The organism is Streptomyces sp. NPDC055254 (assembly GCF_053606025.1).
Map to the genome: position 1 here is coordinate 48616 of NZ_JBSGQV010000027.1, position 10919 is coordinate 59534.

The 10919-nt window shown below is 74.4% G+C and carries 8 protein-coding genes; 2 read left to right on the forward strand and 6 right to left on the reverse strand.

Translation table 11 applies throughout. The annotated features are described in order from the left end of the window. Positions 1-71: 71 nt before the first annotated feature. Positions 72-419 carry an MGMT family protein gene (locus tag ACWFQ8_RS23385; RefSeq protein WP_453788194.1) on the reverse strand — a complete coding sequence of 116 codons (348 nt, stop codon included), beginning with the start codon at positions 417-419 and terminating at the stop codon, positions 72-74. 167 nt (positions 420-586) lie between these two features. Between ACWFQ8_RS23385 and ACWFQ8_RS23390 the strand changes: the two genes are divergently transcribed. Then, positions 587-3430, forward strand: a complete 2844-nt coding sequence (locus tag ACWFQ8_RS23390) for a lysylphosphatidylglycerol synthase domain-containing protein (protein WP_453788195.1) — start codon at positions 587-589, stop codon at positions 3428-3430. Between the two features lie 120 nt (positions 3431-3550). Continuing rightward, a complete protein-coding gene (locus ACWFQ8_RS23395) occupies positions 3551-5149 on the forward strand; it encodes an alpha/beta hydrolase (protein ID WP_453788196.1) in 1599 nt (532 codons plus the stop codon). Between the two features lie 22 nt (positions 5150-5171). On the opposite strand, the gene moeZ is transcribed toward ACWFQ8_RS23395, so the two are convergent. From moeZ to ACWFQ8_RS23420, 5 genes are all read right to left on the reverse strand, one after another. Beyond that, entirely contained in the window at positions 5172-6350 is a 1179-nt protein-coding gene (gene moeZ / locus ACWFQ8_RS23400) for an adenylyltransferase/sulfurtransferase MoeZ (RefSeq protein ID WP_453788197.1), read from the reverse strand. Between the two features lie 85 nt (positions 6351-6435). Continuing rightward, positions 6436-7191 carry a spherulation-specific family 4 protein gene (locus ACWFQ8_RS23405; protein ID WP_453788198.1) on the reverse strand — a complete coding sequence of 252 codons (756 nt, stop codon included), beginning with the start codon at positions 7189-7191 and terminating at the stop codon, positions 6436-6438. Next, the gene (locus tag ACWFQ8_RS23410) at positions 7179-8189 is read right to left on the reverse strand and encodes an NAD-dependent epimerase/dehydratase (RefSeq protein WP_453788199.1); all 1011 of its coding nucleotides are present in this window, start codon (positions 8187-8189) and stop codon (positions 7179-7181) included. The genes ACWFQ8_RS23405 and ACWFQ8_RS23410 overlap by 13 nt, the downstream gene beginning before the upstream one ends. A gap of 89 nt (positions 8190-8278) precedes the next feature. Then, a complete protein-coding gene (locus tag ACWFQ8_RS23415) occupies positions 8279-9193 on the reverse strand; it encodes a hypothetical protein (protein ID WP_453788200.1) in 915 nt (304 codons plus the stop codon). Next, on the reverse strand, positions 9190-10773 hold the full coding sequence (locus ACWFQ8_RS23420) for a DUF3492 domain-containing protein (RefSeq protein WP_453788226.1): 1584 nt from the start codon (positions 10771-10773) through the stop codon (positions 9190-9192). The genes ACWFQ8_RS23415 and ACWFQ8_RS23420 overlap by 4 nt, the downstream gene beginning before the upstream one ends. Positions 10774-10919 lie beyond the last annotated feature (146 nt).

Genomic DNA, 10919 nt, shown 5'->3' on the forward strand with positions numbered 1-10919 from the left:
GGTCCGGTCCCCCGTACGGGCCTTCGCACGGGGACTCGACCGCCCGTTCAGGCCGCACATGGCCGAAGCTGTCAGGTGTGAGACTCGTCGCGCCCGTCCTGCGGTCCGGAGCCGTCCCAGCGCGCCCGGCGCATGTCCAGCCGGGGGTCGCCGGCGGCCGTCAGGCGCAGCGGGGTGGCCTCGGCCCGGTAGTGCTCCAGGGCGCGGCGCTCGTGGCCGGGCAGCGGTATGCCGTCCGCCCGCACCACGCGCCACCAGGGCACGGCCCCTCCGTAGAGGGCCATGACGCGCCCGATCTGACGGGGTCCTCCCTCGCCCAGCCACTCGGCGACGTCCCCGTACGTCATCACCCGGCCGGGCGGAATCCGCTCGGCGACCTCCAGTACGCGCTCCGCGTAGGCGGGCAGTTCCTCGCTCATTCGGGACATGGTGCAGCACGTCGGCCGCCCGCGGGTGGAAGCCCCGGTTCCACACCGGCGCGCACCCTGCTGCCCCGTAGGGGCGTCGGTCCGTGCCACCATCTTCCGGGCGGTGACTGGTGATACGTGATCAAGAAGAGACGGAAGTGACGACGAAGGAGCAGGGTGTGAGCCCTCCGGACGGCGGGGCGGCGGACGACGGGGCGGCGGACGACCGCACGCGCCCGGACGGCGACACGCCCCCCGACGGCCCCCCGGCGCCCGCCGCCCCCGGCGCGCGGCCCGCCCCCGACGATCGACCCGCCCCGGCCGCACGAGCCGACTCCGGCCCGCGAGCCGACTCCGGCACCCGACCCGGCTCCCGCGCCCGAGCCGGCACCGCCTCGGGACGCGGCGTGGACGGTCCCGAGGGCCCGCACGGCCACACCCCCACGGCCGCCGACCGGGTCGAGGTCGACGAACCGCTGCTCGCCGCCCGCGTGCACCGCCCGTCCGACCTCGTACGCCTCCTCGCCGGCGTCCTCGGCATCGCCGTCGTGCTCGGCATCGCCGCCTTCGCCCACGGGACCACCGTCGGCCTGGAGGAGGACATCAACAAGGGCACGGGCGCGGCCCCGGTCCTGCTCATCAAGGTCGCCGCGCTGGTGTCCAGCATCGCCGTGCTGCTGCTCCCCGTCGCCTTCGCCATCGAGCGGCTGATCAAACGCGACGGGCTGCGCATCGCCGACGGCGTGCTCGCCGCCGTCCTCGCGCACGGCGTGACGCTCGCCACCGACCTGTGGGTCTCCCAGGCCGCCCCCGACACCATCCAGGAGGCCCTGACCCGCTCCGCGGGGGCCGGCGGTGCCCTCACGGACCCGGTGCACGGCTACCTCGCGCCCGTGATCGCGTACATGACCGCCGTGGGCATGACCCGCAGACCCCGCTGGCGGGTGGCGCTGTGGGTGGTCCTGCTGCTCGACGCCTTCACCATGCTGGTCGGCGGCTACACCACCCCCTTCTCGATCATCCTCACGGTGCTGATCGGCTGGAGCGTCGCGTACGCCACCCTGTACGCCGTCGGCTCGCCCAACGTGCGCCCCACCGGCCAGACCCTGCTCGCGGGACTGCGCCGGGTGGGCTTCCAGCCGGTCAGCGCGATGCGCGCGGACGCTCCCGACGGCCCGGAAGCCTCCGAGGTCAGCGACCGGGGCCGCCGCTACCACGTCACCCTGGAGGACGGGCCGCCGCTCGACGTCACCGTCGTCGACCGCGAGCAGCAGGCCCAGGGCTTCTTCTACCGGGTCTGGCGCCGGCTCACCCTGCGCGGCATCACCACCCGGCGCAGCCTGCAGTCGCTGCGCCAGGCGCTGGAGCAGGAGGCGCTGCTCGCCTACGCCGCCATCGCGGCCGGGGCCAACGCGCCCAAGCTGATCGCCACCTCCGAGCTCGGCCCGGACGCCGTGATGCTCGTGTACGAGCACCTGGGGGGCCGCACCCTGGACTCCCTGGCCGACGAGGAGATCCCCGACGAGCTGAGCCGCAACGCCTGGGAGCAGGTACGGGCCCTGCAGTCGCGGCGGATCGCGCACCGCAGGCTCACCGGCGACGCCCTGGTGGTGGATCGTTCCGGCAGGGTGATCCTGACCGACCTGCGGGGCGGCGAGATCGCGGCCGGCGACCTGGTGCTCCGGATGGACATCGCGCAGTTGCTCACCACGCTCGGCCTGCGGGTCGGCGCGGAGCGGGCGGTGGCCTCCGCGGTGTCGGTGCTCGGCCCGGACAGCGTGGCGGACTGCCTGCCCCTGCTCCAGCCGATCGCGCTGAGCCGCTCCACGCGGGCGACCCTGCGCCGGTTGGCCCGGGAGCGTGCGGACCGCCAGCGGGAGGCCGTACTGGAGTCCTCGCGGGCGGCGAAGGCGGCCCGCGAGGCGGATTCGGCCGGACCGGGGACCACCCCGACGCACGCCGCCGACCGGAAGGCGGAGAAGCGGGCGCTGGACGACGCGCTGGACGGGGCCCGGGAGGAGGACCTGCTGAGCCAGATCCGCCAGCAGGTGCTGCTGATCCGCCCGCAGGCGCCGGTGGAGCCGGCCCGGCTGGAGCGGATCCGCCCGCGCACGCTGGTGTCGTTCATCGCGGGTGCGTTCGGCGCGTACTTCCTGCTCACGCAGCTGGCGCACGTGGACTTCGCGACCATCGTCGGCCAGGCGCAGTGGGGCTGGGTCGGGGCGGCGCTCGCCTTCTCGGCCCTGAGCTACTTCGCGGCGGCGATGAGCCTGCTGGGCTTCGTGCCGGAGCGGGTGTCGTTCCCGCGCACCGTGGTCGCGCAGGTGGCCGGGTCCTTCGTGAAGCTGGTGGCTCCGGCGGCGGTCGGCGGCGTCGCGCTGAACACGCGGTTCCTCCAGCGGGCGGGGGTCCGGCCCGGGCTCGCGGTCGCGAGCGTGGGCGCCTCGCAGCTGTTCGGCCTGGCCAGCCACGTCCTGCTGCTGCTGTCCTTCGGCTATCTGACGGGAACCGAGAAGACCCCGCAGATGACCCCGTCCCGGACGGTCATCGCCGGTCTGCTGACGGTGGCCGTGCTGGTGCTGGTGGTGACGGCGGTCCCCTTCATGCGCAAGTTCGTGGTCACACGGGTGCGGGCGCTCTTCGCGGGCGTGGTGCCGCGCATGCTGGACGTGCTCCAGCGGCCGCAGAAGCTGGTGACGGGGATCGGCGGCATGCTGCTGCTGACCGGCTGCTTCGTGATGTGCCTCGACGCCTCGATCCGCGCGTTCGGCGGCGGCCAGGACATCAGCTACGCGAGCATCGCCGTGGTCTTCCTCGCCGGCAACGCGCTGGGGTCGGCGGCGCCGACCCCGGGCGGCATGGGCGCGGTGGAGACCACGCTGACGCTCGGTCTGATCGCGGCGGGGCTGGAGAAGGAAGTCGCCATTTCGGCGGTGCTCCTGTTCCGCCTGATGACGTTCTGGCTGCCGGTGCTCCCGGGCTGGATCTCCTTCAACTTCCTGACCCGCAAGGAAGCCATTTAGAGGTGCGGCCCGGGCGACCTGGACTGCGGAGGAGGCTCCGGCCCCCGTGCGGGGCGGGGGGCGACCCCCGGATGGGTCAGCGCGGGGGCGGGGGTGGGCGGGCGGGCCGAGGATGGGGGCATGCCGACAAACGCCTGGCGGGCCACCGCCGCCACCGCACTCGCCGCCGCCCTGCTGAGCACCGGCGCCTGCTCCGACGGCGGCGACCCGAAGAAGACGACGGCCGACGGCACCAAGGACGCCGAGCCCCTCGCCTGGGGCGACTGCGCGGCCCCCACGGCGGAGCAGGGCAGCGGCCAGGTCCCGCCCAAGGACTGGCAGTGCGCCACCCTCGACGTCCCCCTCGACTACGCGGAGCCCGAGGGCGAGACCATCCCGATCGCCCTGATCCGCGCGAAGGCCCGGGACCAGAAGAACCGCATCGGCTCCCTCGTCTTCAACTTCGGCGGCCCCGGCGCCTCCGGCATCACCGCCCTGACCGGCACCGCCCAGCAGTACGAGGCCCTGCGCTCGCGGTACGACCTGGTCGGCTTCGACCCGCGGGGAGTCGGCGCGAGCGCGCCCGTCATCTGCGCGGACGACAAGCAGCTGGACGCGTACTACGCCCAGGACTCCTCCCCCGACACCCCGCAGAAGGAGAAGACCCTCCTCGACACCAACAAGGCCTACCGGCAGGCCTGCCAGAAGAACTCCGCCGAGATCCTCCCCCACGTCAGCACCTCCGACGCCGCCCGCGACCTGGACCGCATCCGCCGGGCCCTCGGCGACGACAAGCTGCACTACATGGGGTTCTCGTACGGGACGGAGCTCGGCGGGGTCTACGCCCACCTCTTCCCCAAGAACGTCGGCCGCGCCGTCTTCGACGCCGTGGTGGACCCCACCAAGACTCCGGAGCAGAGCGCCCTGGGCCAGGCCGAGGGCTTCCAACTGGCCCTCGACAACTTCGCGCAGGACTGCGTGGACCGGGGCGACGCCTGCCTGCTCCAGGGCAGCACCCGCCAGGAGATCGAGGCGAACATCATCAAGCTGCAGAAGTCCCTGGCCGCCAAGCCCATCCCCGGCATCGGCGACAGGCAGCTGACGGAGTCCGCGGCGACCAGCGGGATCGCCTCCGCGCTGTACTCCAAGGACACCTGGCCGCTGCTGGAGCAGGGACTCGACGAGGCGGAGGGCGGTCAGGGACAGTTGCTGCTCAGGCTCTCCGACGCGCTCAACGGCCGCGACCCCAGCGGCCGCTACAGCAACATCGGCGCCGCGAACACGGCCGTCAACTGCGCGGACTCCAAGCAGCGTTACACCCTGGAGCAGACCAAGGCCAAGCTGCCGGCCTTCCGTGCGGCGTCGCCCGTCTTCGGGGACTTCCTCGGCTGGGCGATGCTGAGCTGCACCGACTGGCCGGTGGCCGGCGCCTCGGACACGGTGGACGTGTCCGCCCCGGGGTCCGCGCCCATCCTCGTCATCGGCAACACCGGCGATCCGGCCACCCCCTACGAGGGCGCACGCGAGATGGTGGAGCGGCTCGGGCCCGGCGTCGGCGTCGGGCTCACCTACAAGGGCGAGGGCCACGGCGCCTACAACAGCGGCGACCCCTGTGTCCAGAAGGCGGTGCACACGTACCTGCTGGACGGGAAGCCGCCCGCCGCGAACACCGTGTGCACCCCGCCCGCGGACCCGTCCGGCGGGAACGACGAAGGGGCCGTACCCCCCACCGCGGTGTGAGGTACGGCCCCTTCGGGGACTGCTAGTAGACCGGCTTGTCGGGCTCGATCTGGTGGACCCAGCCGATCACGCCGCCGCCGACGTGCACCGCGTCCGCGAAGCCCGCGGACTTCAGGACCGCGAGGACTTCCGCACTGCGGACACCCGTCTTGCAATGCAGGACGATGCGCTTGTCCTGCGGCAGGTCCTGCAGGGCGGTGCCCATCAGGAACTCGCCCTTGGGGATCAGCTTCGCGCCGGGGATCGAGACGATCTCGTACTCGTTGACCTCGCGGACGTCGATGATCTCGATGGCCTCGTCGCCGTCGATCCACTCCTTGAGCTGCTTGGGAGTGATCGTGGACCCGAGCGCGGCCTCCTGGGCCTCCTCCGACACGACGCCGCAGAAGGCCTCGTAGTCGATGAGCTCGGTGACGGTCGCGTTCGGACCGCAGACCGCGCAGTCGGGGTCCTTGCGGACCTTGACCTGGCGGTACTGCATCTCCAGGGCGTCGTAGATCATCAGGCGGCCGACGAGCGGCTCGCCGACACCGGTGAGGACCTTGATGGCCTCGGTGACCTGGATGGACCCGATGGACGCGCAGAGCACGCCCAGCACGCCGCCCTCGGCGCAGCTCGGGACCATGCCCGGCGGGGGCGGCTCCGGGTAGAGGCAGCGGTAGCAGGGGCCGTGCTCGGACCAGAAGACCGAGGCCTGGCCGTCGAAGCGGTAGATCGAGCCCCACACGTACGGCTTGTTCAGCAGGACGCAGGCGTCGTTGACGAGGTAGCGCGTGGCGAAGTTGTCCGTGCCGTCGACGATGAGGTCGTACTGGCTGAAGATCTCCATCACGTTCTCGGCTTCGAGCCGCTCTTCGTGGAGGACCACGTTCACGTACGGGTTGATGCCCAGCACGCTGTCGCGGGCCGACTCGGCCTTGGATCGGCCGATGTCCGCCTGGCTGTGGATGATCTGGCGCTGCAGGTTCGACTCGTCCACCTCGTCGAACTCCACGATGCCCAGCGTGCCGACGCCGGCCGCGGCCAGGTACATGAGGGCGGGCGAGCCGAGACCGCCGGCACCCACGGCGAGCACCTTGGCGTTCTTGAGGCGCTTCTGGCCGTCCATCCCGACATCCGGGATGATCAGGTGCCGCGAATACCGGCGGACCTCGTCAACGGTGAGCTCAGCTGCTGGCTCGACCAGCGGTGGCAGCGACACGGGCACTCCGAAGATGGGGAGCATCCCCGCGGGAGCAGGGAGCGATCCGATGATTGTTCTCCCCGTAACACTGCCACGGCCTACTTCATTCCGAGACACCTGTTCCGATCCGCGAGACGATTTCGTCCCAGTACCCGGGCATGGACGCCCACGGGTCGCCGCCCCGCGCGCCGAGGCGGTCCGTGAACCAGATGGTTCCGGCGCCCTGCCAGCGTGCGATCCGGGTCGCCTCCTCCAGGTGCGAGCGCGGCACCCCGTGGACCAGGTGGCAGAACCGTTCGGCCGGGTGCTCGGCGGTCCACTCGGCCACCTGCGACCAGCGGTAGTCGGCCCAGGTACCGGAGAAGGTGACCAGCTGGTCGGCGGCCTCCAGGTAGCCCTCGTACGGGTGCGTGCCGTGCCCGAGCACGATCCGCAGGCCGTCCCCCAGGCCGCGCAGCGTGTCCGTCACCCGGCGCACCGAGGCCAGCTCCGCCCGGTCGGCCGGGGCCGCCGAGAGGTAGAAGCCGCCCACCCCGTACCAGTCCCGGTAGCGGTGGGCGTCGGACACCAGCTCCCCGAAGGACCGCTCACCGTCTCGCAGGGCGAGATGGCCGAGGACGGTGCCGCCGGCGGCGCGCAGCTTCGCCGCCGCCTCCGTGCAGTGCGGGTCCGGCCGCCCGCCCGGGCCGTCCGCGACGTTGAGCACCGCCCAGTGCAGCGGGGTGCCGGGGCGGGTCAGCTCGGCCCATTCGACGGGCGCGAGCAGCGGGTGCGCGTAGCCGGGGATGCCGAGACCGAGGCGGCCGGCCTCGGTCCCGGCCGCCGTCGCGGCACCCGGCGGAGTGGTCAGATACGGCACGCCGCCTCCATCCAGATGTCCGCGAGGGACTCCTCCAGGTTGATCCGCGGGCGCCAGCCGAGCCGGTCGCGGGCGGTGCGTACGTCGGCCTGCTGCCAGGCGCCGCAGCCGTCCGGGTACGGGTACGCCTGGGGCGCGGAGCCGGCGATCTGCTCGGCCGTGGCCTCGGAGCGCGGGGAGCCGATGGCGGCGAGCCCGGCGGGGCGGCCGGGGTGCGCGTGCCCCTGCTGGGGTCCGCCGTGCGGGACGTCCAGCTCGTGCAGGGCGCCTGCGTACCCGGCGACCCGGGCCAGCACGGCCGCCGCGTCGCGCAACCGGACCGCACGCCCGGTGCCGATGTTGACGACGCCCTGCGCGGCGGAGAGGGAGGCGGCGTGCACGGCCCGCGCCACGTCCCGTACGTCCACGAAGTCCCGCTGGACGCCGAGCCCGCTGAGCCTGAGCTCCCCGTCGCCGGCCTGCATCGCCCGTCGCATGGCCTCGGCGAGGCGGCCGAGCGGGGACCCGGCGGGGGTGCCGGGGCCGACGGGCGAGAAGACGCGCAGCACGACGGCGTCCAGGCCGGAGCCCAGGACCAGTTCGGTGGCGGCCAGTTTGCTGACGCCGTACGGCCCGCCGGGTCTCGGCACGGCGTCCTCGGCCGTGGACGATCCGGGCTGGCTCGGCCCGTACTCGGCGGCGCAGCCGAGCTGGACCAGCCGGGCCCCGCAGCCGCTGCGGCGCAGTGACTCGCAGATGGTGGCGACGGCGACGGTGTTGTGCCGGGTCAGTTCCCGGGCTCCGCCCCGGGTGGCGCCGGCGCAGTTGATGACGACGCCCGGGTGGACGGCGTCCAGGAAGCGCGTGAGCGCGCCCGGGCTGCCGGTGGCGAGGTCGAAGCGGACGTCGGCGTCGTCGCCCCGGCCGAGTGCGGTGAGCTGGACGGCGGGGTCGGCGAGCAGCCGGTCGGCGACGTAGCGGCCGAGGTATCCGTTGGCTCCGATCAGCAGCACCCTCATCGCGTGGCCCCTTGGTTGGTTGGCTGGCCGGTCATGTCCTTGTTCTCCTTGCGTGTGGGCGGGTGGGTGGGGGCGGTGCGGGCGGAACGTCAGGGCCGCGCGTGCGCGGAGGCCCGGGCCAGCGCGCGGACGGCGTGTACGAGGAGCCCCGCGGCGGCGGCGGGGACCGCCACCGGTACGGGGACCAGTGCGAGCGCCAGGGCGGCGGCGACGGGCCCGAGGCGGGCGCCGTGCCGCAGCAGCAGCCGGGTCAGGAAGAGGAGGACGGCGAGCGGTACGGCCACCGCGAGCGGGGCTCCGGCGAGCGCGGCGGCCCCGGCGGCGGCCGCCGCGAACAGGGCGACGGCGGCGAGGAGCAGCGGCCGGGCCCGGTCGGCGAAGTCCTCCAGGGCCCGGCTCCCGGCGAGCCCGCGCCGGGCCCGGGCCGCGAAGGCGGCGGCGATCAGGTGGCCGGGAGCCGCGGCGACCGCGAGGCCGACCGCGAGTGCGGGGCCGTGGCGGTGCGCGGCCCAGCCGACGGCAGCGGCGGCGAGCAGGTGCGCCGCCCAGGGGAAGCGGCCGGCGGCGGCCCTCCCGGGCCACACCAGGGCGGCGACGGTGGCGGTCGCGGCGGCGGTCCCGGCCCACGGCACCCCGGCCGCGGCGGCGCCGAGGGCGAGGGCGCCGGGGAGTAACGCGTACCCCGCTCCGCGCAGTTCGCGGAGCCCGGCGCCGGCCGGAACCGGTCCGGCGGAGGGCGCGGAGGGTGCCTCGCGCGGGGTCCGGGCGTACAGCTCCTCGGCTAGGGCGAAGACGTCACGGTGGCGGAAGCGGGCGGCGGTGCGGTCGGTGATGCCGTGGGCCTCCAGCCCGGCGGCGATCTCCAGCGGGTCCACGGCCCGTTCGCACAGGGCGCGGTGGCGGTGCAGCAGCGCCTTGACGGGGTCCCCGCCGGCCCGTCGCCGGGGGGCGGCGGGCGGTGCGGCGGTGTCCCCCGCGACGGCGTGCGGGTCCAGGGCGGTCATACCACTGCCTCCGGGGCCGGGTGGGGGGCCGGGGCCCAGGTGGGGGTGGTCCAGTGACCCGGGACCCGGGCCTCCGGGGGCTGGGCGAAGGGGATCTCCCCGTCCGGCCGGGCCGAGCCCCGGGCGAGCAGGCGCAGGTAGATCTCCCGGAAGGCGGCCACGTTCTGCTCGACGGTGAAGAGCTCCAGGGCCCGCGCCCGGCCGGCCGCCCCGAGGCGCTGGGCCCGCTCGGGGTCACCCAGCAGGGAGAGGCAGGCGTCGGCGAGGGCGCGCGGGTTGCGGGGCGGTACGACGAGGCCGGTCCCCCCGATGACCTCGCGGACCGCGCCGACGTCGGTGGAGACGGTGGCCCGCCCGCAGAACATGGCCTCGACGAGGGTGCGGGGGAAGCCCTCGATCACGGAGGACAGCACGACGACGCGCCCGGCGCCGTAGGCCTCGGCCGGGGACGGGGCCTCGGGTCCGCCGATCTCCTCGAAGGCGACCGGGTTCTCCCCGGCGGTGACGGCGTCGGCGGCCTCGTCGGGGAAGAGCTGCGCGGCGAGGGAGCGGCAGTCGGCGAGGTAGCCGGGGTCCGCCCCGGTGGCGAAGATGCGCAGCCGCGTCCGCGGGGCGGCCCTGCGGACCTCCGCGAAGGCGTGCAGCAGTCCGACGAGGTCCTTGGCGGGCTCCGTCCGGCCCACCCACACCAGGGTGTCGGGGTCCCCGCAGTCCCCGGCCTCGCCGACGGTGGCGAATCGGTCCGCCTCCATGCCGGGGTGGACGGTGCGCACCCGGTCCCGGGTGGCGCCGCAGTGCTCCTGCCAGCGGCGGGCGTGCGCGTTGCCGGGGGTCAGCAGGTCGGCCCGGTCGTAGATCTCGCCGGCCAGCCGGATGTGGAAGGCGGCGAGCAGGGCGCGCACGGCGGGGGTCGCCCCGGGCTCGTGCCCGAGGTAGTGCGACCGCAGCCGGACCCCGTACTCGGTGACCAGGAGCGGCACCCCGAAGAAGCGTTTGGCCAGGAGCCCGGGGAGCGCCGCCACCCCGCCGGCCGCGGCGTGGCAGATGTCGACCGCGCCGAGCTCCTCGTACCAGTCGAGGGACAACGGCCGGAGCATGCGTTCCAGTTCGTCCACGAACCGGAGCAGGTCCGCCACCCGGGCCGCCTGTACGGGGCGGCTCGCGCCCGGCGCCCGGCAGGCGGACTCCACGGCCCGCACCGCGGCCTCGGAGCGCAGCGCCGCGTACAGCCCGCCCTGCTCGCCGGCGAGTTCGGCGAGTCCGTACAGCCCGGCCGCGAAGGGGTCGGGGAGGCCGGCGCAGATGCCGTGGACCAGTTCCTTGAAGCAGGCGGCGAACCGCTTGCGTTCCCGCCGGGAGTACGTCCGGCCGTCGTCGGCCGGCGCCCACAGGGGGGCCGTACGGACCCGGGTGACGTGCTCGGGCAGCGGGACCCGGTCGCGCTCCTGCTCGGCGCTGCGGCTCAGCGCGTAGAGCTCGAACTCGTGCTGCGGGAGCCCGCGCACGAGCCGGTCGCACCACAGCCTCGCCTCGCCCGTCGCATACGGATAACCACCTTCCGTGAGCAGTCCGATCCGCACGAGTGGCACCCCCGATCTCCCGTTCAGGCGGTCGCCGTAGGCCCGGCGACCCGCCGCGGAAGAACTCAAGCGGATGTGTCGGTGGGGGGGGGGGGGGGGGGTGCGGGGGCCCCCCGCAGGGGGGGGGGGTGTAAAAAAAATAAGCG